Origin of the sequence: Advenella kashmirensis W13003 (genome assembly GCF_000506985.1) — a bacterium.
GTDB classification, from domain to species: domain Bacteria; phylum Pseudomonadota; class Gammaproteobacteria; order Burkholderiales; family Burkholderiaceae_B; genus Advenella; species Advenella kashmirensis_A.
Genome location: NZ_KI650979.1, coordinates 2,128,773 through 2,152,079, shown reverse-complemented (window position 1 = coordinate 2,152,079; position 23,307 = coordinate 2,128,773). Strand labels below are relative to the sequence as shown.

Genomic DNA, 23,307 nt, shown 5'->3' with positions numbered 1-23,307 from the left:
ACGGTCCGCAGCCGGACGGCTGTCGGACCCGTTGCAGCCACGGGCCGCCATCTCGGGCGCTTTCGCGACCACGCGGCCCCATACCGGATGCCCCGGGTTGCTATAGTCAGGCGTTGACGCATACCCCGGCGTGACCAGTTGATTCAGCAGCGCCTTGCCATAACCCGCTATGTTGGCGAGCCGAAGACTTTCTCTTTGGCAGCCTTGCAGACGGCGAGAACGGCTGTGTGCTGAAGCTGGCGTTCGGTGGTGATGGCGTAGAGTTGTTCTTTCACTTCGTTCGTGCTGCCGATCACTCGCACGTGATATTGCTCGCACAAATAGGCTGCCGTTGCCGTCGGCGCAACGAAAAGGCCGGTACCCGTTTGCCCGAAGGAATTGAGCAATGCACTATCGTCGAACTCGCCAACGATCCGAGGACGGATCTTATGCTCGTCAAACCATTGCAACAATCGGGTTCGGATGGCCACATCCTCACCGGGCAGCAAAAAAGGCGCCTGATTGAGCAGTGCGGGAAATTTTTTGGTCAAGGTAGTCAGCAGTTGCGGGGCGCCGAGGAAAGTCAGGCTGCTCTCGCCAAGAAAATGGTTGAATCCGCGCACATTAAGATGATGGGGCATGGGGCGGTCGGCAATAACCATATCCAGCCGGTGCACGGCCAAATCGGCTAGCAGGGATGCCAGAGGCCCTTCCCGGCAAACGACGCGCACGGCTTCCTCCATGCGCAGTGCCGGCTCTATCATGTGGTAGGCCATTGACTTGGGGACACCTTCAGCGACGCCCACCCTGAATGCGGGCAATCGTTTGGCAGGCTGCTCGCCCAGTTCATCGAGCAGTTCGTCGCCCAGCGCAAATATCCGGTCGGCATAAGCCAGCACATAGCGGCCAACATCCGTTAACTCGAGTTTGTGTCCCATACGTCGTCGGAAAAGTTCTGCGTCGAGATTCGCTTCCAGTTCTTGCAATTGACCGCTGATGGATTGCGGCGTGCGGTGCAGGTGCTCTGCAGCGCACGCGAGGCTGCCGGTTTTTGCCACCATCCAGAAATATCGTAGGTGCTTGTAATTCAGTCTGGCCATGACCCACCCTTCGAAAAAACCTGACACATAGTTCATGATATACGAATTGTTGAAGATATCAAGTGGCTCTAGACTACCCATAAGCGCATCTTTGTCGGGACATTATCATGACCGGAATCGATACCTTCGCTACCCTTCCAATGTGGATTGGATTCATTGGTTTCGTATTGGCCATTTTGGCGCTGGACCTGTTTGTCCTTGGCGGCAAACATGCACACAGGGTGTCGCCACGCGAAGCCCTTGCCTGGGTCGTTTCGTGGATCATACTGGCGACGCTTTTCGGTATTCTTCAATGGTGGTTTCTTGACGGCAGCATCGGCCGCCTGGAGGCGAACCGCAAGACGCTGGAATTTTTTACAGGTTATCTGATCGAGCTCTCGCTGTCGGTCGACAACATGTTCGTATTTTCGATGATCTTTGGCTACTTCGCTGTACCTCCTGAATTGCAGCGCCGCGTATTGCTGTTCGGTGTACTGGGCGCCATTGTGATGCGCATAGCAATGATTCTTGTCGGCGTGTGGTTGTTGTCGAAGTTTATCTGGCTGTTTTATGTATTCGGTCTGTTCCTGGTGATCACCGGCATCAAAATGCTTGTGTCCGCCGAACGGTCACCGGATCTCGCCAAGAACCCTGTGGTTCGAATCATGCGCAAGACCATGCGTATGACGCAAGACTATCGCGGTGAGGCATTCTTTGTTCGCAGCAACGGTCTCTTGTATGCCACACCGATGTTCGGTGTACTGGTACTGGTCGAAGTCACCGACCTCGTCTTTGCCGTGGACAGTATCCCGGCGATCTTCGCCATAACGACTGATCCGTTTGTTGTTTTCACTTCCAATATTTTCGCCATTATGGGTTTGCGAGCGATGTACTTCTTGCTGGCCAGCATGGCGGAACGCTTCCACTATCTCAAATACGGGCTGGCCATCATACTTGTCCTCATAGGTGGGAAAATGCTGGCAGCTCCGTGGGTCCATATACCGGTGCTGTGGTCGCTGGGAATGGTTGCCATTATTTTGCTGGCGTCTATCGGCGTCAGTCTCAGCCTGTTCCGACGGACAGCAGCGCGCGATGCAGGCGACACTGCACGCGCGGCAAGTCCAGAGGATACAGAATCAACAAGGAGACCATGATGAACAATATCGTACTTGCGACCGACGGGTCTGCGTATAGCGATGCAGCTGCGCGATATCTGACCAACAATCTTTTGCTGCAACATGATCTCACTGTGCATGTGGTGCATTGCGAACCTGGCGTGACCGGGGACGTTGAGTCCTTCATTAGCCATGATGAAATTGCCGCCTGGCATCATGAGCAAAGTGAAAAGGCGATGCAGTCAGTCACCGAGATTCTGCGCGCGGGCAATCTCGCTGTTGAATGTCATGAATTCGTCGGATCCGCACCGGAACGCATTGTTGAGTACGCCGACACAGTTCAGGCAGTAGCCATTGTGATGGGCAGTCATCACCGCGCGCCGTTTCTGAACGCCATCATCGGCTCGGTGTCCGGTCGCGTGCTGGCCCAGGCACGTTGTCCGGTGTTATTGATTTGACGTGACGACTCAGGCCAGCCCGAGAACCGTTTTTCAGGAAACGGCGTAAGGCAGCAGTCTATCCAGTCCCGCCTCTGGCAGGCGGAACCGAAGTCACCCTTCCCCAGAGGGGGACGGAAAAGACACGCGGCCCCGTACCGGATGACCCGGATCATTATATCCGGGCGTGGAGGCATGGCCTGGCGTAACGAGTTCATTGACCAGGGCCTCATCTTCTTCGGTCAGCGAATAATCCAGCGCCTTCAGATAGTCCTGCCATTGCTCAAACGTGCGCGGCCCCACAATGGCGGACGTCACGTATTGATTGTTCAGCACCCATGCCAATGCGAAATCGGCCGCCGACACGCCTCGGGCCTCGGCATGCGCCTTGATTTTCTGCGCAACAAGCAGGGATTCGGCTCGAAACTCGGTCTGTTGGATACGTTTGTCACCACGGCCTGCGCGTGAGTCTGCTGGTGCCGGCGCATCGATCGCATACTTGCCTGTCAGCACCCCGCGCGCCAGCGGACTGTAGGAGATGACACCGATGCCGTAATTGGCCGCAGCGGGCAACTGCTCGACTTCCGCCGTGCGCGTCACCAGGTTGTACAACGGTTGACTGGCCACCGGCCTGTCGATACCCAACTGGTCCGCCAGCCTGACCGTATCGGCAATTTTCCAGCCCCGAAAATTGGAGACACCAAAATAACGCAGCTTGCCCTGGCGGATCAGATCGGCAATCGCGCGTACCGCTTCTCCCAGAGGTTCATCCGGGATTTCGCGGTGTATGTAAAGAATATCGATATAGTCCGTACCCAGGCGCTTGAGGCTGGCCTCGACCGACTGCATAATCCATTTTCGGGATATTCCCCGTTCATTGGGGCCGTCACCGGCAGGATTTGCCAGCTTGGTGGCTAGCACCCAGGAATCACGACTGTCGGCAAGCGCACGCCCGACCACGCGTTCGGATTCGCCCCCATTGTAGACGTCGGCCGTATCGATCGAATTGATGCCCTGCTCGCGCGCATCGTGAATAATCCGATGCGCCTGCGCCTCCTCTGTCTGATTGCCAAACATCATGGTCCCCAATGTCAGAGGAGAGATGCGCAGCCCGCTTTTACCCAAATATCGATACGACATGACGTGTCCTTATTGGCAATTACATTTGAAATAAACTGTATTTTACTGCGACCAGGCGTTCAGCAAACCGGCCAGCTCGTCGCCGCCGATTCCATTCCATACCGCAGCACTCAGCAGCAATCTGGCCTTGCGCGGGCACAACCAGCCGCCCATCAGGACCCCGTGCTGCTGCAAATCAATTTCCGCTCCCTTATAGCCGTACACGGCGCGCGTGGTACTGCCGGCGCCGGTGCGTGAGCACATAATAACGGGAATGCGTGTTGCTGCTGTCACCAATACATCGCGCAAGCGTTCAGACGCGTGTCCCGACCCGAATCCCGCGACAACGATGCCTGCATATCCGGCATCCAGTGCAAACGACACGATGTCAGGATCGTCATCAAGGCTGTGTTCCAGCAGAAGCACTTTGCTGCTATATGCGGAGGGCACGGGCAGTCGTGGTCGCGCGGGCGTATCACGAAGATACGTCACCCGTCCTTCCTGTATAACGCCGACAGGCCCCCGAACAGGAGAAACAAATGCATTGACATGCGTCGTGTGCATTTTTTGTACGCGTCGCGCCTCGTGAATATCGTCATTCATCACGACCAGTGCACCGCGATTGCAACTCGCAGCATCGGTGGCAACCTGCACGGCCGCCAACAGATTGGCGCTGCCATCGGCTCCGGGCAGTTGCGGATTGCGCATGGCCCCCATCAGGACCAATGGTTCACGCGCGCTCCAGAACAGATCCAGCAGAAACGCGGTTTCTTCCAGCGTATCCGTGCCCTGGGTAATCACCACACCCTGCGCGCCCTGATCGATCTGCTGGCGCGCCCACGCCAGGGTGTCAAACACGTGTTGAAAACGGATGGAACCGCTGCCGATTCGGGCCAGCGTATGCAAATAAAGTGTGGCGCACTGATCCAGTCCCGGGACTGATTTTGCCAGCTCTGCTGCGCCCAGACTGGAGGTTACGCCCTGCCCGTCGGGTGCACCGGTCATACTGATCGTGCCACCCAGGGCGCCAATGGAAATAACGGGTTTACTGTTCATGGCGTATGCTGATTCACACTAAGCGCCCTGCGCAACCAATTGCGCGATCGCCTGACCCATTTCGCCCGTTTGAGCCTGCCCGCCCAGATCAGGCGTCTTGGGGCCGTTGATCAGCGTTGCTTCTACTGCACCCATGATGCAGTCTGCCGCTTTCTGCGCGTCCGGATTATCGGCAGCAAAGAATTCAAGCATCATGGCCCCTGACCAGATCATGGCAACCGGGTTGGCAATATTTTTGCCATAAATATCCGGTGCGGATCCATGCACAGGCTCGAACAGCGATGGGAAATCACGCTCGGGATTCAGGTTGGCTGACGGCGCGATACCAATCGTGCCGGTACAAGCCGGCCCCAGGTCAGACAGAATATCGCCAAACAAATTAGAGGCGACGACCACATCGAAACGATCCGGTTGCAACACGAAACGCGCACTCAGAATATCAATATGTTGTTTATCCCATTTGACATCGGGATACTGCTTGGCCATTTCAGCAACACGTTCATCCCAATACGGCATGCTGATGGAAATGCCATTGGATTTGGTAGCAGCGGTCAGCGTTTTGCGTTCCCGTTTGCTGGCGAGCTCAAAGCCATACTTCAGGATACGATCAACGCCCTTGCGGGTAAAAACTGACTCCTGCAGTACAACTTCGCGATCTGTTCCTTCAAAAATTTTGCCACCCACTGACGAATACTCGCCCTCTGTGTTTTCCCGCACCACCAGAAAATCGATATCGCCCGGCTTGCGATTGGCCAGCGGACATGGCACGCCGGGCATCAGCCGCACGGGGCGCAGATTCACATACTGGTCGAACTCACGGCGAAATTTCAGAAGCGAACCCCACAGCGAAATATGATCCGGCACTTTGTCGGGCCAGCCGACGGCGCCGAAATAAATGGCGTCAAACGACTTGAGTGTCTCGAACCAGTCATCGGGCATCATCTGCCCATGTTTTTCGTAATAATCGCAACTGGCCCATTCGAACTCCGTCACGGCCAGATTCAGGTCGAATTTGTGGCTGGCCGCCTGCAGAACCCGCAATCCTTCGGGCATGACTTCCTTGCCAATACCGTCTCCGGGTATCGCGGCGATTTTGATTTGTTTTTTCATAACTTCACATTCCTGGCGGTGCAACGCCGTACGTGTTGAGGGAAAGCGAACCATCAGCCCGGAAAAACCGGGCCGGGTGCAAGAGCAGACTGGGCTACAGTTTTTCGGTTTCGCCGGCAGCCGGACGCCAGGTCAGCGCGTACTTCTCGGTAATACTCACCAGACCGTCCAGAATCAGGGCAAAGACCGTCAGCACGATAATGCCCGCGACCACGGTATTGATATCAAATGTCCCTTCGGCCTGCAGGATCAGATAGCCGACACCGCTGGCGGACCCCAGGTACTCCCCCACCACCGCGCCAACAAACGCCAGGCCGACCGAGGCATGCAGGCTGGAAAAGACCCAACTGGTCGCAGACGGAATATACACATGACGCAGCAACTGGCGCCGATTGGCACCCAGCATACGGGCGTTGTCCAGCAGCGTCGGGCTCACTTCCCGTATGCCCTGGAAAACGTTGAAAAAGACGATAAAAAAGACCAGCGTAAAGGCCAGGGCCACCTTGGACCAGATACCCAGCCCGAACCACAGAGCGAAGATCGGCGCCAGAATCACGCGCGGCATGGAATTAAGGGCGGTCAGAAAAGGGTCCAGCACCAGGCTCGCCGTGCGTGACAGCCCCAGCCACAGGCCAAAGCCCATGCCGCAAATGGTGCCGATAAAAAACGCCAGAAGGGTTTCGATCAGCGTCACCCACAAGTGCCGATAAATGTCGGCATTGACAATGAACCAGTTCCAGATGACTTCGGCCACGCCCAGGGGCTGTCCGAAAAAGAAGGCCGCGGTATCGTTCAGGGAAATCAGGTACCAGGCCGCAAGCAGCACAACGACAATCAGAATCTGCCAGACGCGATAATTTCTGGAGGATGGTTTAATGGAATTCCACATGTTACTTCCGTTTCTGTTGATCGTAGCCTTTGAGAACTTCATCGCGCAGTACGCTCCAGATTGCCTGGTGTAGTTCAACAAAGCGCGGGTGAGCGCGAACCTCGGACACATCGCGCGGACGTGGCAGGTCAATGTGAAACTCGCCCATAATATGGGTTCCGGGACCGGCTGACAGCACGACCACCCGGTCGCTCATGGCAATGGCCTCGTCCAGATCGTGCGTGATAAACAGCACGGCCTTGCGCTGCTTCATCCAGATATCGAGTACTTCATTTTCCATCAGTTGCCGCGTCTGGATGTCCAGGGCAGAAAACGGTTCATCCATGAGGATGATATCGGGATCTCGGATCAATGTCTGCGCCAGCATGACGCGCTTGCGCATGCCGCCCGACATCTGGTGCGGGTACTTGTATTCGGCCTCGGACAGGCCGACGCGTCTTAACCAGTCCAGCCCCAGTGTACGGGCCTGCTTTTTTTCCATGCCGCCGAACTGCAGGCCTGCCATGACGTTATCCAGGGCATTGCGCCACGGCAGCAACGCTTCTCCCTGGAACATATAGCCGGCGCGCTCGTTAATGCCGGACAGCGGTTGCCCAAACACGCGAACCTGGCCTGATGAGGGAGACAGCAGGCCCGCCCCCACGTTGAGCAAAGTGGATTTGCCGCAGCCGGTAGGTCCGACCACGGAAACGAATTCGCCTGGTGCAATATGCAGCGTCGCATCCCGCACGGCCGTGTATTTCTGGTCACGGTTATCGCGGGACACGAAGGTGCAGGTGATATTGTCCAGGCTTAAAGCGGCATCAGTCATGGAGTCAGGCTTTTGCGGATTTGTCAGTAAATTCATTAGTCCAGCATTTATCGAGGTCAATCGCATCTGCCTTGAAGCCGGCAATATAAGCCGCCAGCGCCTTCAACGATGTTTCAGCGCCCTTCGGATCAATGTGACCATCAGGCGACAAGCCTTCAAAGCTCTTGGTCAGCGCAAGTTTGTAAACGTCGGGGTTGCCCAGCAGATAATTTTTGGGCACGGTTTTCATAATCTCGTCTGGTCCGGCTGTCTGGATCCATTTGTCGGCCTTGACCATGGCATTGGTCAGCGCCTGGACGGTGCCGGGATTTTCGTCGATATATTTCTGCGAAGTGTACAGACAACCGGCAGGCATAGGTCCGCCGAAAATGGCTTCGGTGTCTTTCAGGGTGCGTGTGTCGGCAATGGTGAAGATATCGCCGGTGCCATCAAGCAGACTGATGACCGGATCCAGATTGCTGAGCGCGTCGATCTGTCCGGCACGCAAGGCGCTGACTGCGCCGGCGCCGCCGCCGACACCGATAATGGATACGTCAGAGTCTTTCAGGCCATGTTGCGCCAGGAAAAAACTGACCAGCATGTTCGTGGAAGAACCGGGCGCGGTCACACCGATTTTCTTGCCCTTCAAGTCAGCGGGCGACTTGTAGTTAGCCAGCGTTTTCTTGTTGCCAGCCAATACGATCATGGGGGCCCGGCCCTGCAATACGAAGGCGCGGAAAAACTGCTTCTTGGCCTGCAGGTTGATGGTGTGCTCGAACGCGCCGGAGCAGATATCGGCACTGCCGCCGACCACGGCCTGCAAGGCCTTGGATCCGCCGGCAAAATCGGCAACCGTCGCATTGAGCCCCTCTTCTTTAAAGAACCCCTTTTGCTCGGCAATGGTCAGCGGCAGGTAGTACACCAGCCCTTTGCCGCCAACGGCGATCGATACATCGGTTTTTTCCAGCTTGGGTGCGCTCTGGGCCAGGCCGATACCAGGCCAGACCGCAGCCAGGCCCGACAAGCCCGCAGCCTGTAATAAATGACGACGCGAAAGACTCATGTGACGCTCCTTTGATTTTTCTTTTTCAAGATAGTTGGATAAGTACAGCTGAACTGACGTGCCGGATCACGGCTACCGTATCGTTGACGGCACACCGGTGCGCAGATCGAAACGGGCGATGACCCATGCCAGCCCGCCACACGTGTCGCTCGGGCACAGACAGTGGCGAATCGGGCTATTGTATCAGAAGCCTACAGGGGCAATGCAATTGTGATTATGGGCAAGGGTTTACCGGGATATCCACCGTATTGCAGTCGCACAGAACTGGTCCTCGCGTCCTGACTCGCCGCGTGCAGCGTACCCGGCAAGCCCGTTAAAGCCACTCGTGCCTAGCCGTGTTGCAAATCGAAAAATGCCTGCCACTGCTGCAGTTTTTTATCGAAAGACAAGGTATAGGCCGGGCTGCTGGACGGCAGAGTCCGGGTCTCAATATTTACGGCAATATGCCCCTGACCGGCTTTGGCCGCGGCCTTGCCATTGAAGGCCACGTAACGCAAGTGCGGCGATCGTTCGAACAGCATGGAAAGCGGATTAAGCTGACCCTGCCTGATGGCGCTGTCGAGGCTGCCGCTACGCTCGCACCCGGAATAGACATCCCACACGCCGACCCGATGGGCCAGCAGCGTCTCGGTGCGTGCCGGGTAGTCCATAGCACTCAGGGGCTCATCCAGGATGGCGCCCATCAGCCGCCAGAACTGGTTTTGCGCGTGACCGTAGTATTGCTGACGCGCCAGGGACGTTTCCGAGGGGAAACTGCCCAGGATCAGATGCGTAATCTGCGCCGAATGAATCGGCGCGAACCCGGTAAGCCAGGGTAAGGAATCCATTATTTCGATTGTAAAAGTTGCGACACGCCCTACAGTTTACCCGCATATTGGGATTTGCCTGATTGCTTTGGCGTAGATATTACGCCAGACTGTGCGCTTTATTCCTTGTTTGCCATTGGAGAATTGTCATGATAAAACGCTTGCTACCCACTCTGCTTTGCATGCTTCCGCTTGCGGTGTCGGCCCAAACCACCCCCGACACACTGAAACAGGTTACCGAGAGCAAGTCGTTACGGGTTTGCACACCCGGCGATTACAAGCCTTTCAGTTTCGACAAGGATGGTCATTTTGAAGGGCTCGATATTGATCTGATGCAGGCGCTGGCCAAAACCGTGGATGCCAGAGTGAATATCGTCAAGACCTCCTGGGCGAACCTGATGGCCGATTTCACATCGGGCAAATGCGATATTGGCGTCGGCGGCATTTCTGTTTCTGTAGAACGCCAGAAACAGGCTTTCTTCAGCGTCCCCTATATGATTAATGGCAAAACACCCATTGTTCGCTGTGAAGACAAGGACAAATACCAGACCATAGAAGCACTGAATCAGCCGCAGGTGCGGATCGTTGCCAACCCTGGCGGCAGCAATGAGAAGTTCGCCCGTACGATGCTGCCCCAGGCCACGCTCACCATGCACAAAGATAATTTGACCATCTTTGATGAGGTCGCCCAGGGCAAAGCCGATGCCTTTGTTACCGAAGCGGCAGAAGCGCGCGTGCAAAGCAAGCTGAACCCGAAACTGTGCGCCGTGAACCCGGACAAGCCGTTGCAATATGCAGAGATGGGGTATTTGCTTCCACAAAACGATATGCGCTTCAAGCTGTATGTGGATCAATGGATGCATTTGCTGCAGGCTAGCGGTCAATACGCTCAGCTGGCAGACAAATGGATTCCGGCCGATCCGGAAAAATAAGCTGTTGCAAGACAGTTAACGGGCACCCGCTGCTGTTACGCGGGCCTTATGGCTTGAAATGATCGGCGCGTGGCGCAGTGTCGCGCATTTGCTTGGGTGTCAGCGAATGGTATTTCTTGAACACTTTGCCAAAATGCGCCGGGTCGGAAAAACCGCAACGCCAGCCGATATCCGCCATGGTCAACTCGCGCATACTGGAGTCCCAGAGCAATTTGCGCGCATTCTGCATGCGGATGTTGTTCAGAAAAACAGCAAACGACGCCGAATCATTGAATTCGCGAAAGAGCTTATGCAGCGTACGCACCGAAATGCCAAATTCGCTCGCCACCTTCGCGCCGGTCAGCTCCGCTTCTGCAAAATTGGCAGACAGCCATAGTGTGATTTCAAAATATAATTTGCTGCGCGCCTGCCTGCGTTTGCCGACAACCAGCCCGGCTTCTTCGTCATGTATGCGGTGCTCAAACATCATGGCAGCCATGGACAACAGCGTGTCAAGACAAATGGCCTGGTCGGATGGCACGGCCGACACCCGGTCCATGATCGTTTCATTCAGTTCGCGCAGATACACCGAAAGCACACGCGCCCAACCGCCGTGCGCGGCAAAACAGTGGCCGCTCACGGCACGAAACAGCGCTTGCCGCTGCTCTACGCAAGGCTGCTGCATGGCAACGATGATGCAGCGTAGCCGGCACTGAGGACGCAAGCGCGCAATGCTTTGGCTATGAACAAGAAGCACATCGCCAGGCTGCACGGCAAACTGACCCGAACCCGATGTAAACAGGGCGTACTCGAGCACGCAAATAACATACCATTGTGGGTGCGGAACGCGCGACGGTGTCGCACTGGGTGCGAAGTGAAGATCGCACGCATCGGCCTGCAACAGGATCAGCGCAGCGCGCGGGGTGAGTGGAAACGCGGTCAGCGTCGCGCCAAACGGCATAGCGGCATCAACATGTCGCAATTGCCCGTTATCTACAAAATAAGGCAGCATTTCGTTGAAATGCGACAGCGTGACGTCCTTACCCGCCATGACAGAATGGAGTCTGAACGGTCCGGGCAGCCCATTGATACTATCTTTGTAAAACATCGGAAGGACTGGCAACACAACAAATGCGATCATTCTGAAACAAATTGCCAGAACCGAGTAGTCTATAAGCGCTACAAGTACATAATATTTGCGCACATAACGAAAAAAACCCACGGGGAAGGTAACCGGCATGCGCCGCTCACGCCCCGGATTGAGCGCTTGAGATAGCGGGCCTGTTCAGAAGCAGGATCGGAATCAGAACCAGACCTGGATTCGGGATTGAGTCAATCGAGGCAGCCTGGCGCGGAAAGCCGCTCATTGCCGCCTCGCACAGCAGTTACGATACGCAGGAAAAATCGACGGATCCCAGACCCTCGAGTTCGAAGGTAAACTGGTCGCCCGCGCCGGGGAAGCGCACCGTCATAAGGTTGCCCGTAATGATAACGGCGCCGGCAGCAATGGTGCGCTGTTGCCGAGCCATGGCCTTGGCCAGCCAGTAAACCGATTCCAGAGGATTGACAATCTTGCCCACATTCCCCTCTTCGATCACCGAGCCATGAGAGCGAATAGTAATATGGCGATTGAAGTCGGGCACCGGCGCTTGCCAGTCGCCCAGAATAACCGAGGTATTGTTCACATTGCAGGCCACCAGCGTAGGCGCATCGGGTGCGGACTTGTCAGGGCAGCGATCATCAAGCACTTCGACTGCCGGCGCAACCGCGTCAATCCAGTCTGCGACCGACTCGACCGAATCGAGTGCCGCGCCGGACAGTTCTCCGCCGATTCGCACCGCAACTTCGAACTCGAATTTCATATGGGTATAGTCGCCCATGGACAGGACGGTACCGGAAGGCAGCAAGGCCGAATCCAGCAACTGACCATACACCGGTTCTGTCAAACCTGCCTTTTGCCAGGCGGCGGGTGCGTTCAGGGCGATTTTCAAGCCGGCCAAGCCTGTATCATAACGCGCCATTCGCAACTGCACCAATTGGTCCTGCACTCCATATGCCTGGGCCAGACTCAGTGGCTGGCCCTGCACCAGCAGGGGTGAAAAAAGCTCGCGCTGATCAAATTGCTGTTGCAACTGACGGGCCAGTTCCTGGGGGGTTGAGCTCATTGGATTTCCTTTTAAGATCGGCAAGTACGGGCGCAAGACCCGCCATATCGTATCCGCTGGGCTCCTGGAATACGCGCAATTCAAACTCGCCAACCACGGCAAAGATATGGTCGAACAAATCGGACTGAATGCGTTCGTACTCGGCCCAGGCAACGGTGTTGGTAAAGGCATAAATCTCGATAGGCACACCCGTTGCGGTCGGTGCGAGCTGGCGAACCAGCAACGTCATATTACGATGAATATGCGGGTGGTTGCGCAGATAGACCTCAAGGTAGGCACGAAAAGTGCCGATGTTGGTCAGACGACGGCCGTTCAGCGCCGACGACAGATCTTCGCTGCGCGCAGCATTATAGGCCTCGACCTCCCGCGATTTTTCCAGGATGTATTGCGACAGCAGGCGGCTTTTGGTCAGGCGCTGCATGTGGGTTTCGCTGATAAACCGCACACTGTTAAGATCGATATGAATCGCCCGTTTGATGCGGCGCCCGCCCGATTCGGACATGGCCCGCCAGTTCTTGAATGAGTCCGAGATCAGTGCATAGGTCGGAATGGTGGTCACGGTGTTGTCCCAATTGCGCACCTTGACTGTCGTCAGGGCGATTTCTATGACCTCGCCATCGGCGTTGAATTTTGGCATTTCCAGCCAGTCGCCAAGACTCAGCATATTGTTGGCAGACAGTTGGACACCCGCAACCAGTCCCAATATCGGGTCTTTGAAAATAAGCATGAGCACCGCGGTCATGGCGCCCAGACCGCTGATCAGAATGACCGGGGATTGCCCGATCAGGACCGAGACAATGAAGATGGTGGTGACAATGGCGGCGATAATTTTCAGGCTTTGAACAATGCCTTTAAGCGGAAGTTGTACGGCCATCTTTTTATGAGAACACCAGCTGAGCACAATATCCAGGAATGCAAAAACAGCCAGCAGGGCAAACAGCAGCATCCAGATACGCGAGAACGCCAGCAGGATGTCCTGTGTTGTACCCGGTGCAATCCAAAGGCGGGTGAGCAGACCGAGCGCCACGCCCTGCACCAGCATGGCGGCATAACGAAACAACGGTGATTGGGAAATGAGTCTGGGAAAAATAAAACGATCGGTGTGCATGCGATCACGCAAGATGCGAACGATGCCGTAATGTAAAACGACATGCAGCACACCAAGCAAAGCCAGCATGCATGCCAGCGTGATCAAAAGTATGACGACCGGGGAGAAATGCAAGCTGGCGTATGCCAGCCAATCGGAAGGAGAGTACAACATATGCAACAATCAAAAACGGACAAGCGTCGCTATATTAACAAAGCAACGCGGCCTCGTCATCCGTGCAAACAGCAATATCATCATTCCTTAAGAGAGCCCGGCCGAGACCCGCTGTCAGTCAGTCCGCCCCCCGGCAGGCCCGCACGCAGCTCTTCTTACCAGAGAATGAAAAACAACATCCAGGCATAGGTAAAGGGAGCCAGCCCGGCGATCAGCAGCAGCATACAGGACAGGCATCGACCCATCGACAGGCCGTGTCGTTGCATGATTCTCCAGGCCAGGCGCAATGACCAGAGCAGCGCCAGCGTCAACAGGGTCAGACGCAGCGGCTGCACCCAGCCGGTGGAAATCCCATCGTGTTTCAGCAACGTTACCGTGGTGGCGGACAAGCCCAGAAACACGCCGATGCCGGCAGCAGGAATCAGCGCCTGCGCGACCGTATCGAGCGCCAGATGCAAGCGGTGACCCGCCACTTTTTGTATGCACAGAAGACTTGCCCACAAGGCTCCGCCCGTGACGACTGTGGTGCCGAAGATAAACAGTAGAATAGTCAGTCCGTCGAGCCAGCTGAACGCATCGTTCACCTCAGGATAATGGGTCAGAATGAACCAGGGCGCATTCTGTTCCAATGGCCAGAAAATATCATGGTTCACCAGCCATTCGGCCATGCCCTGTTTAAGCGTGACAAACCAGGGGCTGGCGCTCCATAAAAATGCACCCACGGCAATACCCATCAGTCCAAATACGATCAGCGCGGTTTGCCAACGGCTGCTTTGCGCCACATCGACGATTTCTTCTTCGGGCGAACGGGGCGTGAGGGCAATCGCACCCCGATAATCCGCGCAGCGTCCGCACATGTGACAGTCAGCCGCACCCTTCATATGTCGCAACGGCACCAGCGGCGCGCAATTGACCGTTTCGGTACGCCGCACGGGGTGGCGCCACGCCTCTTCATCAACCTTGTAATGCAAGGGAGCCAGCTTGGCAAGCAATTGAAAGACCCCATTGACGGGACACAGATACTTACACCACACCCGCTTGTTGCGCCCATAAAAATACCCGACCACCATGGCCGCGGCAGTCGAGCCGCCAAGCACGGCCAGCACAGCCCAGGGATATTGATAGACACTGACCAATTGCCCGTAGATTGTTGTGAGAGCAAACGCCACGAAAGGCCAGCCGCCCCAGCGCATCCATTTCGGAATGGCCCGGCCACGCCCATGCTCACTGGCCCATTCGCTGAGCATACCTTCGGGACAGAACCAGCCGCACCAGGCGCGCCCCATGAGCGGCATGGACACTAGCACAAACGGCCACCAGATTCCCCAAAAAGCGAACTGTGCAAAAACGGTCAGATTGGAAAAAATATGGGCGGAATTGCCCGGCAGCGGCAGCGCCGCAGGCACCAGAATCAATAGAAAATAAACTGCGACGACCCCCCACTGCATATGGCGCAGCAGCCTTTTGTGGTCTCGCAGGAAAGTGGATAATCGCTGGGCCAGCGACTGAAACAGAGTGTTCATGGTGTCATCATGGCCGTTCGTATTGACCGGGGTCGCAGCCGTTGATACAGAAAGACAATTGCCAGCCAGTACAAGGCAAAAAGAACCACATGCATCAGCGATGGCATGGCCCGGTAGCCGGCAAAATCGGCCAGAATCTTGCCGATCCCACTACTGTCATCCAGTATGCCACTCGTGTCCCATACCGGATCGACCCATGTCGGAATCGCGTCGAGTGAGACCAGATGGTCAATACCGTTGACCAGCAACGATCCGGCCAGCAACAGCAGCAAAATTTCGGTAATCTGAAAGAAACGTCGCCAGGTAATAATTTTGCCACCCAGTTGCAGAATATAGAAGGTGAGTAGCGCGAGCAGGAAGCCACCTGCTCCGGCAGCCGCAAGCATCCAGGCCTGATTCTGCTGCGCGCCCGCCAGAACGGTGCCCCACAGGAAAACGACGGTTTCGCTGCCTTCCCGGGCCACGGCAATCATCACAAGGATGAGCAGCCCCCACCAGCTGTTGCGTTCAACACTGGCAGAGACGCCACTGACCAGTTCGCTCTTGAGCTTGCGACCATGTTTTTTCATCCACAGGACCATTTGGACAACCAGTGCGCAGGCAACCAGCGCCATGATAGCCTGGAACCATTCCTGTCCGGTGTCCGACAGCCAGGTGGACACGCCCATGAAGACCAGCGCCAGCGCAAAGGCCAGCAGCAGGCCGGCCGCCACCCCGCCCCAAAGCCAGGGCATGCCGCGCCGCCCTTCAGGAGAGGCACGCAGCCAGGTGTAGAGAATACCGACGACCAACAGCGCTTCAACGCTTTCGCGCCAGACGATAAATGCTACTTGTTCCAATTGGATTCCCTTATGTGTGAATGCAGCCGGTTATTCAGGCTTGACCACCAGCGTTCCCTTGACCGATTGATGAAAATCATCAAAGAACGGATACTCGCCGGGTTTGGAAATTTTGAAGACAAGAAAGGACGACAGGCCTGGCCCCAGCACTTTTTCCTTGCGCAGCGGAAGGCTTTCGAATTCGACCGGGACACTGCTTTCGTTAACCAGATTGATCTTGAAACGGCCGGCGGGCACTTCAAGCCGCTGGGGCTCGAACGTGCCATCTTTTTTGAAGGTGAGTGTAAAAGTGGGCGTTTCCGCCCACGCCGTGCCTGCCAGCAACGCCTGGCCCAAAATCACGGAAAGCGCCAGACCGCCAGCAGCCAGAGCGCGCTTAAACATGATCAGTATCCGCCTTTTTTACCCGTACCAGCGTAGGTAAATTCATAGTTGACTTCAAACGGCTTCCAGAACGCTTCGACGCCGGTTTCCTTATCGGTGTGATGACCGAAATGGGTCATTTTGCCGGATTCGGGCGAACCAATGATGAAGGTCAGCTTATATTTGCCAGGCCCCTGCAGCTTGACGTTATCACCGTAATGCGGGCCATCATTGGCAACCATGGGCATGAGCGGACCTTCCTGCACCTTGCCGCCCTCTTTTTCGAGTTTGTACTGGATATTCAGATATGGCATCCATGCGCCTTCCTCGAACCCGTTCTTGTTGTCTGCCGTCGCATGGATATCCGCTTCCAGGTGAATATCGGAATCCTTGGCTTCACGCATCATGCCCGCCGGTTCCATCGTAATGGGCTGCAGGTAGACGGCGGCAATTTCCATGCCGTTTTTCATATGCGGTTTGCCAATGGGATACTCGGCCGCCTGAACAGAAAAAGAAAGGGACAGCGCTACACCTGCGCCAAGCAACGCAAATTTATTGATCATTCGGATATGTCCATCAAAAGAAAAATAAAGAAGACAGTAAATGAGAACTTATCTTGTTTATATTAGTTCATCCGGGCTGACACTTGCCTTAATAAAAATCAAAGTTTGCTGGATTATTTACGCCGGATTTTTAAACCGGTGACGGTTGATGGCGCCCGTCATTTCCGGAAAATTAAAGTTGTATATGCGCTCCGTCAAATGCCTGATGCACCCCCGCCGGCAATAACCCGGGATGGGCCATCAAATAACGGTCCAATTCATGCCCCGCATGCGTCAGCCAGGTGGTCTGTGCCCCGATCTCGGCATGAATGGCCAATGCCTGGTTCAGATCATTATGATTGCGCCCGGGTTCTGTTCGCGGTGGATAGGAGCAATCCAGTACGCAATGGTCAAGGTGTTGTTCACGCAGAAAATCCCGCACGTCATCTGGCAGACCCAGCGTATCGGTCAGGTACGCCAGAGTGGCGCCCTGATCGGGACGAATCAGGTAGCCATAGGTGAGTTTGGAATGCTGCAGCGGCAAGGGTGTCACAGTGAAGCCGTCAAAACGCCGTTCCTGGAACGCCTGAAACGGTTCGGAAAAATCCAGGATCCCGGGATGTTTGTACAGATCCGCAAAACCGAGTTCATCGGGCGGGCCATAGACAGGCAGTCGCATATTCACGCCCCAGCGCAGATGCAGCAACCCCTGGGCATGATCGGCATGATAGTGGGTCTGAAAGATCGCCTGCAGCGCCCCCGGCGCAAACCGCTCTGTCAGATCCATCAGGCCACTGTCAATCAGCCACTGGCCGTCATTACCCTGCAACAAGGCGCTGCAGGGCAGCCGCGCATAACGGGCATCCTGCTGCGCCCGCGCGCAGGCATCGCAATGACAATTGTAAACAGGCATCTGGGCGGAGTTGCCGGTTCCCAGGAACGTTAGTTTCATGGCTGCTCCAGCGAGGTGACCGATTCAATTGTATTCAATAAAGCGGTCGCCGCGCTTTGCAGATCAGACGAATTATCCAGGATCACGAAACGCGTCCCCTGTTCGCGCAGGCGCTGGGTGAAGGCCGTATCCAGCGTGGTGTTGCGGGACAGCCGCTGGGCGATTTCTTCCGGGCTCTCACGGCCGCGCAACAGCAGGCGCTGCATCAGCAATTGCGGCTGCACCTGAACCAGCACAACCAGCAAGGACGGATAGCGTTGCACCGCCTGTTCGCAATAGGCGCGCGACCCGTTGACCAGAACAGTGTGCCCCTGACCGAGCAATGCATCGAGCGTGGCCGGAATGCCATAGGCCAGACCATTGGCACGCCAGCTCATGGCAAACTCGCCGCGCGCCTCCATGGCGTCGAACTCGGCGGGAGACAGGGAAAATGCATCCTCGCCCTCGGATTCGGCCGAACGCGTAATGCAGCGTTTCATCAAATGCAGCCGCGTATCCGCACGCTGCGCGACCTGTTGCAACAGGCTGTCCTTGCCGGAACCCGAAGGGCCCATGATATAAACCAGTTGCCCCGGCATCAGAATACCCGCTGGCCTTCGCGCAACACCTGCTGCACAACGAACTGCTTACCCGTATCCCTGACCTGCACCAGATCCGCGCGAAGTCCAATCCGGATCTGACCGCGATCGGGCAAATTGGCCGAGACTGCGGGCGCCAGGCTGACCATATTCACGGCGTCGGGCAGGCTGATGTCCAGATCCGATTGACTCAGAATCCGTACCGATTGCAGCATGCTGGCCGGATAATAATCGCTGGACAGAATATCCAGTACGCCTTCGCGCGCCAGGTCGGCGGCAGCAATATTGCCGGAATGCGAACCGCCACGCACAACGTTGGGCGCCCCCATCAGCACTTTCAAACCGAACTGATGGCTGAGTGCTGCCGCTTCGCGGGTAGTCGGAAACTCTGCAATTGTCATGCCGAACCCGGCTGATTCTTCCACATGCTCGCGCGTCGCATCGTCGTGACTGGCAAGAGACAGTCCCCGCTCGTGACAGATATCCACAATACGACGCCGGTAGCCTACGCTGTAGCGCTCTGCATTCTGCTTCTGCATCACGATAAACGCATCCATATCGGCATCGCTCAGGTGATACTTGCCTTGGTAATACTCACGATATTTTTCGTACTTGACGAACTGCCGCTGCCCTGGCGTATGATCCATGACCGATACCAGATGCACCAGATCATTACCTACCAGGTCTTCGAAAATCCCCAGTGTTTTTTCATGACTCACTTCGCAACGCAAGTGCAACCGGTGTTCGGCACGCATATGCCCTTCGCCGGCGGCATGCGAAATTGCATCGACCATTTTGGGCAGTTGCAACAGGCGTTGCCCCTTGGGATTGACGTCACCAATAGACAGCGCATCAAATACCGTTGTGATCGCCGCTCCGACAATCTGCGCGTCGTGCGCAAGCACCGCGTTTTCAGAAGGCCAGTCCACACCGGGACGTGGATTCATATACTTTTCAAGGTTGTCCGTGTGCAGCTCGATCAGGCCGGGAATGACATAGTCGCCATCCCAGTTTTCTGCCGCCGGCAACGCGCTATTGCCTTCGCTGATGTCGTGGATTTTGCCATCACGCAACGCCACGGTGCCTTTGATGACATCCGTAGCGGTCACGATTTTTGCATTTGTGATAATACGTTCACGCAACATGTTTCATCTCCCTGGTTGCGATATCCAGACTACGGTCGGCCACGACTTCGCGGGCAGCCTTGTCATGAAAAATACCGATCAGTGCAGAACCCGCTGCACGGGCTTCACCGATCATGTCCAGCACCACCTCACGATTTGTCTCGTCCAGCGACGCCGTGGGCTCGTCCAGCAGCATCAGGGGCCAGTTAACCATGAAGCCGCGTGCAATATTGACGCGCTGCTGCTCACCGCCCGAAAAGGTATTGGGCGCCAGCGACCACAAGCGCTGCGGGATATTCAGTCGCGACAACAGATCCGCTGCACGATCCCGTGCCTGTTGCGCATCCCACCCACGCTGCAGGGCAGGCTCGCTGACGACATCCAGACAGTTGACGCGCGGAATCACACGCAGAAACTGGCTGACGTAGCCCATCGTCTCGCGGCGAACCTGCATGATCTGGCGCGGTGCGGCACCGACCAGCTCCGTCATCGCGTCGCGGTGACGAACCCGGATGGAACCGGCGCCGGGCAGGTAGTTTCCATAGAGCGTGCGCAGCAGCGTTGATTTGCCGGCACCCGACTGACCATGAAGCACCACGCACTCTCCGGCGCTGACCGAAAAGCTGATGGCATCCAGGACATGCAGTTGCACGCCCTGCTGCTGATGCAGGGTAAATGTCTTGGACAGATTGTTTACTTCCAGAACGGTATTCATTATTTCTCCGAATGCGTTGATTGCATGTGTGATATCACGGCTGCAATACAGACGAGACCAGCAATTGGGTATAAGGGTGCTGTGGATCATCCAGAATCTGATCGGTCAACCCGCTTTCGACGACACGCGAGCGGCGCATGACCATCAGCCGGTCTGCCAGCAGGCGCGCCACGGCCAGATCATGCGTCACAATAATCACCGCCAGACCCAGATCACGCACCAGTGCACGCAGCATATCCAGCAATCGTGCCTGGACCGACACATCCAGTCCACCCGTGGGCTCATCCATGAACACCAGGCTCGGATGGGAAACCAGATTGCGGGCGATCTGCAATCGCTGTTGCATACCACCGGAAAAGGTGCGCGGCAGATCATCGATACGCGACGCATCGATTTCCACCTGATGCAGCCAGCGCAGGGACTCGGTACGCAACGTACCGTAGTTACGCACGCCCTGCGCCATCAGACGTTCACCGATATTGGCGCCGGCCGACACTGTCATGCGCAGGCCGTCGCGCGGATTCTGTTCGACAAAGCCCCACTCGGTGCGCAGCAAGGTGCGCCGCCGGGCCTCAGACGACGCATACAGATCGGTCAGCACACCATCGCTCTGGCGATAGTGAATAGTTCCTGCGTCCGGTTGACAACGCCCGGACAGTACATTGAGCAGCGTCGACTTGCCCGAGCCCGATTCACCCACGATGCCCAGCACTTCACCTGGGTACAACTCGAAGCTGACCGCCTGGCACCCTTTGTCCGGTCCGAAAAGACGGGTGATATCGCTTACCTGAAACAGCGGCTCAATGGCGTCGCCGTTGGGCATATTGCATTGCGCCTCGTTATTGATAGCCTGTAATGCACTCATTTTTCCACCTCTGCCTGCGCCACGCGCTGGGCACAATAATCAGTATCCGAGCAGACAAATTCACGACTGCCTTTGTCATCGGTAATAATTTCGTCCAGAAACGATTCCGTGGAACCGCAGATCGCACAACTGTGATCCCACTTCTGTATTTCAAAGGGATGATCTTCAAAATCCAGACTGGCGACTTCCGTGTAGGGTGGCACTGCATACAGACGCTTTTCACGGCCTGCGCCAAACAGCATCAGCGCCGCACTGCGATGCAATTTCGGATTGTCGAACTTCGGAATGGGCGACGGGTCCATGACATAACGGCCATCCACCAATACCGGATAGGCATAGGCCGTTGCGATGTGTCCGTAACGGGCAATGTCTTCATACAGTTTGACATGCATCACGCCGTAATCGTTCAGCGCATGCATCGTTTTGGTCTCGGTCTCGGACGGTTCAATAAATCGCAAGGGTTCTGGAATCGGCACCTGGAACACCATGATCTGATCATTGGCCAGTGCCGTTTCCGGAATGCGGTGACGGGTCTGGATCACGGTGGCTTCGGTGGTGTCCACGGTCGTGCGCACTCCCGCCGTACGGGAGAAAAAGCGCCGGATCGACACGGCATTGGTCGTATCGTCCGCGCCCTGGTCAATGACCTTGAGCACGTCATCACGTCCCAAAATTGCGGCGGTCAATTGCATGCCGCCCGTGCCCCAGCCATAAGGCAACGGCATCTCGCGCCCACCAAAAGGAACCTGATAGCCCGGAATGGCTACCGCCTTGAGCAGCGCGCGACGAATCATGCGTTTGGTCTGCTCGTCCAGGTAGGCAAAATTATAGGGTTCTGCACTGGCATTCATGCCCGTTTCTCCTCTTGCTGCCCGGCCATCACGGCCGGTGAATCAGACTGGATCTCGTCGCCGCGCCTGGTCTGATCGTCGCGCTTTCTCATTTTGCGGATCAGCTCCAGTTCGGCCTGGAAATCAACGTAATGCGGCAATTTCAAATGTGATACAAAGCCGGCCGCCTCGACGTTATCGCAGTGCATGAGCACAAACTCTTCGCGTTGTGCCGGCGAAGTGATCTCTTCGTCATAGTCGTTCGCACACAAGGCGCGATCCACCAGCGCCATGCCCATAACCTTGCGTTCGTTATAACCAAAGGCCAGCCCATAGCCTCGCGTAAACTGCGCGGGCTCATCCTTTGAGCCGACAAACTGGTTGACCATTTCGCATTCGGTCACTTCAATGTCGCCCACCGGCACGGCAAAATCCAGCTCTTCGGGTTCCAGCCAGACTTCTGTAAAGCCGATCCGGATTTCGCCGGCAAAGGGGTGATTACGGCCATACCCGCGCTGTGTGGAATAACCCAGCGCCAGCAGAAAGCCTTCGTCACCGCGCGCCAGCGCCTGCAGGCGCTGCATCCGGTTGCTCGGAAAATCCAGGGGTTCACGGGTGATGTCAGGCACTGCTGCGGCGCTATCACGCTCCTGACGCATCAGCCCTTCCTGGGCCAGGATATCCAGAACCCGTGGGAAATGCGGCGCTTCGTCTGCTACAGCAGCTTCACTCGTCGTGGCCGTGACCGACTCGCCACCCGAAGGCAGGGGCTCTTCACCCTCGGCCTGCAGGGTGAAGTCCAGCAAACGGTGCGTGTAATCAAAGGTGGGGCCCAGCAATTGCCCGCCCGGCAAATCCTTGTATGTCGCAGAAATGCGCCGTTCGACCTGCATCTGCTCGGTCTGCAGGGGGACACTGACGCAGTAGCGACTGAGCGTGGTGCGATAAGCGCGCAGCAGGAAAATTGCTTCCAGCAAATCGCCGGCGGACTGCTTGATGGCCAGTGCCGCCAGTTCACGGTCATACAAAGACCCTTCGCTCATGACACGGGCCACGGCCAGCGGCATTTGCTCGGCGATCTGGCGCAATGACAAAGGCGGCACCTGCGTATCGCCCCGCCGTTTCTGATCCAGCAGCCGATGCGCGTTCTCGATGGCGGCTTCACCGCCCTTTACGGCAACATACATAGTGTTCTC

Annotated in this window: 25 protein-coding genes; 3 read left to right on the top strand and 22 right to left on the bottom strand. The window is 56.3% G+C overall.

Translation table 11 applies throughout. From position 1 onward, the window contains the following. Positions 1 to 167: 167 nt before the first annotated feature. Positions 168 to 1,079: a transcriptional activator NhaR gene (gene nhaR / locus W822_RS33860; protein WP_024005072.1), complete on the bottom strand. Its 912-nt coding sequence runs from the start codon at positions 1,077 to 1,079 to the stop codon at positions 168 to 170. A gap of 107 nt (positions 1,080 to 1,186) precedes the next feature. Here nhaR and W822_RS33855 point away from each other — a divergent pair, with 107 nt between their 5' ends. Both W822_RS33855 and W822_RS33850 read left to right on the top strand, forming a co-directional pair. Beyond that, entirely contained in the window at positions 1,187 to 2,212 is a 1,026-nt protein-coding gene (locus W822_RS33855) for a TerC family protein (RefSeq protein WP_024005071.1), read from the top strand. Beyond that, positions 2,212 to 2,631: a universal stress protein gene (locus W822_RS33850; RefSeq protein WP_024005070.1), complete on the top strand. Its 420-nt coding sequence runs from the start codon at positions 2,212 to 2,214 to the stop codon at positions 2,629 to 2,631. Before W822_RS33855 ends, W822_RS33850 begins: the two co-directional genes overlap by 1 nt. 93 nt (positions 2,632 to 2,724) lie before the next feature. On the opposite strand, the gene W822_RS33845 is transcribed toward W822_RS33850, so the two are convergent. From W822_RS33845 to W822_RS33815, 7 genes are all read right to left on the bottom strand, one after another. Beyond that, positions 2,725 to 3,750, bottom strand: a complete 1,026-nt coding sequence (locus W822_RS33845) for an aldo/keto reductase (RefSeq protein WP_024005069.1) — start codon at positions 3,748 to 3,750, stop codon at positions 2,725 to 2,727. A 42-nt stretch (positions 3,751 to 3,792) separates the two neighbouring features. Then, positions 3,793 to 4,785, bottom strand: a complete 993-nt coding sequence (locus W822_RS33840; RefSeq protein ID WP_031242639.1) for an asparaginase — start codon at positions 4,783 to 4,785, stop codon at positions 3,793 to 3,795. An 18-nt stretch (positions 4,786 to 4,803) separates the two neighbouring features. After that, a complete protein-coding gene (locus tag W822_RS33835) occupies positions 4,804 to 5,895 on the bottom strand; it encodes a tartrate dehydrogenase (RefSeq protein WP_024005067.1) in 1,092 nt (363 codons plus the stop codon). 94 nt (positions 5,896 to 5,989) lie between these two features. Continuing rightward, on the bottom strand, positions 5,990 to 6,784 hold the full coding sequence (locus W822_RS33830; RefSeq protein WP_024005066.1) for an ABC transporter permease: 795 nt from the start codon (positions 6,782 to 6,784) through the stop codon (positions 5,990 to 5,992). Between the two features lies 1 nt (position 6,785). Then, entirely contained in the window at positions 6,786 to 7,595 is an 810-nt protein-coding gene (locus tag W822_RS33825; RefSeq protein ID WP_024005065.1) for an ABC transporter ATP-binding protein, read from the bottom strand. 4 nt (positions 7,596 to 7,599) lie between these two features. Continuing rightward, complete coding sequence (locus W822_RS33820) at positions 7,600 to 8,637, bottom strand: ABC transporter substrate-binding protein (RefSeq protein WP_024005064.1); 1,038 nt, start codon at positions 8,635 to 8,637, stop codon at positions 7,600 to 7,602. 329 nt (positions 8,638 to 8,966) lie between these two features. Then, on the bottom strand, positions 8,967 to 9,464 hold the full coding sequence (locus W822_RS33815; protein ID WP_031242636.1) for a DNA-deoxyinosine glycosylase: 498 nt from the start codon (positions 9,462 to 9,464) through the stop codon (positions 8,967 to 8,969). A gap of 128 nt (positions 9,465 to 9,592) precedes the next feature. Here W822_RS33815 and W822_RS33810 point away from each other — a divergent pair, with 128 nt between their 5' ends. After that, on the top strand, positions 9,593 to 10,375 hold the full coding sequence (locus W822_RS33810; protein WP_024005062.1) for a transporter substrate-binding domain-containing protein: 783 nt from the start codon (positions 9,593 to 9,595) through the stop codon (positions 10,373 to 10,375). 46 nt (positions 10,376 to 10,421) lie between these two features. Here the strand turns inward: W822_RS33810 and W822_RS33805 are convergent, their stop codons facing one another. The 14 genes from W822_RS33805 to W822_RS33740 form a co-directional block, all read right to left on the bottom strand. Then, positions 10,422 to 11,462: a helix-turn-helix transcriptional regulator gene (locus W822_RS33805; protein ID WP_172642779.1), complete on the bottom strand. Its 1,041-nt coding sequence runs from the start codon at positions 11,460 to 11,462 to the stop codon at positions 10,422 to 10,424. A 277-nt stretch (positions 11,463 to 11,739) separates the two neighbouring features. Then, entirely contained in the window at positions 11,740 to 12,519 is a 780-nt protein-coding gene (locus tag W822_RS33800; protein ID WP_024005060.1) for a 2-keto-4-pentenoate hydratase, read from the bottom strand. Continuing rightward, entirely contained in the window at positions 12,470 to 13,780 is a 1,311-nt protein-coding gene (locus W822_RS33795; RefSeq protein ID WP_024005059.1) for a mechanosensitive ion channel family protein, read from the bottom strand. The genes W822_RS33800 and W822_RS33795 overlap by 50 nt, the downstream gene beginning before the upstream one ends. Positions 13,781 to 13,935: 155 nt before the next feature. Further along, positions 13,936 to 15,303 carry a 4Fe-4S binding protein gene (locus W822_RS33790; RefSeq protein ID WP_024005058.1) on the bottom strand — a complete coding sequence of 456 codons (1,368 nt, stop codon included), beginning with the start codon at positions 15,301 to 15,303 and terminating at the stop codon, positions 13,936 to 13,938. Beyond that, positions 15,300 to 16,142, bottom strand: coding sequence for an FTR1 family iron permease (locus tag W822_RS33785; protein WP_024005057.1), 843 nt, complete (start codon positions 16,140 to 16,142; stop codon positions 15,300 to 15,302). Before W822_RS33785 ends, W822_RS33790 begins: the two co-directional genes overlap by 4 nt. A 30-nt stretch (positions 16,143 to 16,172) precedes the next feature. Beyond that, the gene (locus tag W822_RS33780) at positions 16,173 to 16,526 is read right to left on the bottom strand and encodes a cupredoxin domain-containing protein (protein ID WP_024005056.1); all 354 of its coding nucleotides are present in this window, start codon (positions 16,524 to 16,526) and stop codon (positions 16,173 to 16,175) included. Positions 16,527 to 16,528: 2 nt separating this feature from the next. After that, positions 16,529 to 17,068 (bottom strand): iron transporter, encoded by a 540-nt coding sequence (locus W822_RS33775; protein ID WP_031242633.1) that lies wholly within the window; start codon positions 17,066 to 17,068, stop codon positions 16,529 to 16,531. Between the two features lie 172 nt (positions 17,069 to 17,240). Beyond that, positions 17,241 to 17,999 (bottom strand): phosphonate metabolism protein PhnP, encoded by a 759-nt coding sequence (gene phnP / locus W822_RS33770; protein ID WP_024005054.1) that lies wholly within the window; start codon positions 17,997 to 17,999, stop codon positions 17,241 to 17,243. Next, positions 17,996 to 18,577 carry a phosphonate metabolism protein/1,5-bisphosphokinase (PRPP-forming) PhnN gene (phnN, locus tag W822_RS33765; RefSeq protein WP_024005053.1) on the bottom strand — a complete coding sequence of 194 codons (582 nt, stop codon included), beginning with the start codon at positions 18,575 to 18,577 and terminating at the stop codon, positions 17,996 to 17,998. Before phnN ends, phnP begins: the two co-directional genes overlap by 4 nt. Then, a complete protein-coding gene (locus W822_RS33760) occupies positions 18,577 to 19,722 on the bottom strand; it encodes an alpha-D-ribose 1-methylphosphonate 5-triphosphate diphosphatase (protein ID WP_024005052.1) in 1,146 nt (381 codons plus the stop codon). The genes phnN and W822_RS33760 overlap by 1 nt, the downstream gene beginning before the upstream one ends. Further along, positions 19,712 to 20,416: a phosphonate C-P lyase system protein PhnL gene (gene phnL / locus W822_RS33755; RefSeq protein WP_024005051.1), complete on the bottom strand. Its 705-nt coding sequence runs from the start codon at positions 20,414 to 20,416 to the stop codon at positions 19,712 to 19,714. Before phnL ends, W822_RS33760 begins: the two co-directional genes overlap by 11 nt. Before the next feature lie 34 nt (positions 20,417 to 20,450). Then, complete coding sequence (phnK, locus tag W822_RS33750) at positions 20,451 to 21,239, bottom strand: phosphonate C-P lyase system protein PhnK (protein WP_034280172.1); 789 nt, start codon at positions 21,237 to 21,239, stop codon at positions 20,451 to 20,453. Between the two features lie 38 nt (positions 21,240 to 21,277). After that, on the bottom strand, positions 21,278 to 22,132 hold the full coding sequence (locus W822_RS33745) for an alpha-D-ribose 1-methylphosphonate 5-phosphate C-P-lyase PhnJ (protein ID WP_024005049.1): 855 nt from the start codon (positions 22,130 to 22,132) through the stop codon (positions 21,278 to 21,280). Further along, positions 22,129 to 23,298 (bottom strand): carbon-phosphorus lyase complex subunit, encoded by a 1,170-nt coding sequence (locus W822_RS33740; protein WP_024005048.1) that lies wholly within the window; start codon positions 23,296 to 23,298, stop codon positions 22,129 to 22,131. Before W822_RS33740 ends, W822_RS33745 begins: the two co-directional genes overlap by 4 nt. Between the last annotated feature and the right edge of the window lie 9 nt (positions 23,299 to 23,307).

What these genes read in the sequence shown, in the direction of transcription:
- W822_RS33855 (WP_024005071.1), top strand. Translation starts at nt 1,187, where the DNA reads ATGACCGGAATCGATACCTTCGCTACCCTTCCAATGTGGATTGGATTC.
- W822_RS33810 (WP_024005062.1), top strand. Translation starts at nt 9,593, where the DNA reads ATGATAAAACGCTTGCTACCCACTCTGCTTTGCATGCTTCCGCTTGCG.
- W822_RS33790 (WP_024005058.1), bottom strand. Translation starts at nt 15,303, where the DNA reads ATGAACACTCTGTTTCAGTCGCTGGCCCAGCGATTATCCACTTTCCTG.
- phnK (WP_034280172.1), bottom strand. Translation starts at nt 21,239, where the DNA reads ATGCCCAACGGCGACGCCATTGAGCCGCTGTTTCAGGTAAGCGATATC.
- phnN (WP_024005053.1), bottom strand. Translation starts at nt 18,577, where the DNA reads ATGCCGGGGCAACTGGTTTATATCATGGGCCCTTCGGGTTCCGGCAAG.
- W822_RS33850 (WP_024005070.1), top strand. Translation starts at nt 2,212, where the DNA reads ATGAACAATATCGTACTTGCGACCGACGGGTCTGCGTATAGCGATGCA.
- W822_RS33830 (WP_024005066.1), bottom strand. Translation starts at nt 6,784, where the DNA reads ATGTGGAATTCCATTAAACCATCCTCCAGAAATTATCGCGTCTGGCAG.
- W822_RS33760 (WP_024005052.1), bottom strand. Translation starts at nt 19,722, where the DNA reads ATGTTGCGTGAACGTATTATCACAAATGCAAAAATCGTGACCGCTACG.
- W822_RS33845 (WP_024005069.1), bottom strand. Translation starts at nt 3,750, where the DNA reads ATGTCGTATCGATATTTGGGTAAAAGCGGGCTGCGCATCTCTCCTCTG.
- phnL (WP_024005051.1), bottom strand. Translation starts at nt 20,416, where the DNA reads ATGAATACCGTTCTGGAAGTAAACAATCTGTCCAAGACATTTACCCTG.
- W822_RS33780 (WP_024005056.1), bottom strand. Translation starts at nt 16,526, where the DNA reads ATGTTTAAGCGCGCTCTGGCTGCTGGCGGTCTGGCGCTTTCCGTGATT.
- W822_RS33815 (WP_031242636.1), bottom strand. Translation starts at nt 9,464, where the DNA reads ATGGATTCCTTACCCTGGCTTACCGGGTTCGCGCCGATTCATTCGGCG.
- W822_RS33825 (WP_024005065.1), bottom strand. Translation starts at nt 7,595, where the DNA reads ATGACTGATGCCGCTTTAAGCCTGGACAATATCACCTGCACCTTCGTG.
- W822_RS33740 (WP_024005048.1), bottom strand. Translation starts at nt 23,298, where the DNA reads ATGTATGTTGCCGTAAAGGGCGGTGAAGCCGCCATCGAGAACGCGCAT.
- W822_RS33805 (WP_172642779.1), bottom strand. Translation starts at nt 11,462, where the DNA reads ATGTTTTACAAAGATAGTATCAATGGGCTGCCCGGACCGTTCAGACTC.
- phnP (WP_024005054.1), bottom strand. Translation starts at nt 17,999, where the DNA reads ATGAAACTAACGTTCCTGGGAACCGGCAACTCCGCCCAGATGCCTGTT.
- W822_RS33800 (WP_024005060.1), bottom strand. Translation starts at nt 12,519, where the DNA reads ATGAGCTCAACCCCCCAGGAACTGGCCCGTCAGTTGCAACAGCAATTT.
- W822_RS33795 (WP_024005059.1), bottom strand. Translation starts at nt 13,780, where the DNA reads ATGTTGTACTCTCCTTCCGATTGGCTGGCATACGCCAGCTTGCATTTC.
- nhaR (WP_024005072.1), bottom strand. Translation starts at nt 1,079, where the DNA reads ATGGCCAGACTGAATTACAAGCACCTACGATATTTCTGGATGGTGGCA.
- W822_RS33775 (WP_031242633.1), bottom strand. Translation starts at nt 17,068, where the DNA reads ATGATCAATAAATTTGCGTTGCTTGGCGCAGGTGTAGCGCTGTCCCTT.
- W822_RS33820 (WP_024005064.1), bottom strand. Translation starts at nt 8,637, where the DNA reads ATGAGTCTTTCGCGTCGTCATTTATTACAGGCTGCGGGCTTGTCGGGC.
- W822_RS33835 (WP_024005067.1), bottom strand. Translation starts at nt 5,895, where the DNA reads ATGAAAAAACAAATCAAAATCGCCGCGATACCCGGAGACGGTATTGGC.
- W822_RS33840 (WP_031242639.1), bottom strand. Translation starts at nt 4,785, where the DNA reads ATGAACAGTAAACCCGTTATTTCCATTGGCGCCCTGGGTGGCACGATC.
- W822_RS33745 (WP_024005049.1), bottom strand. Translation starts at nt 22,132, where the DNA reads ATGAATGCCAGTGCAGAACCCTATAATTTTGCCTACCTGGACGAGCAG.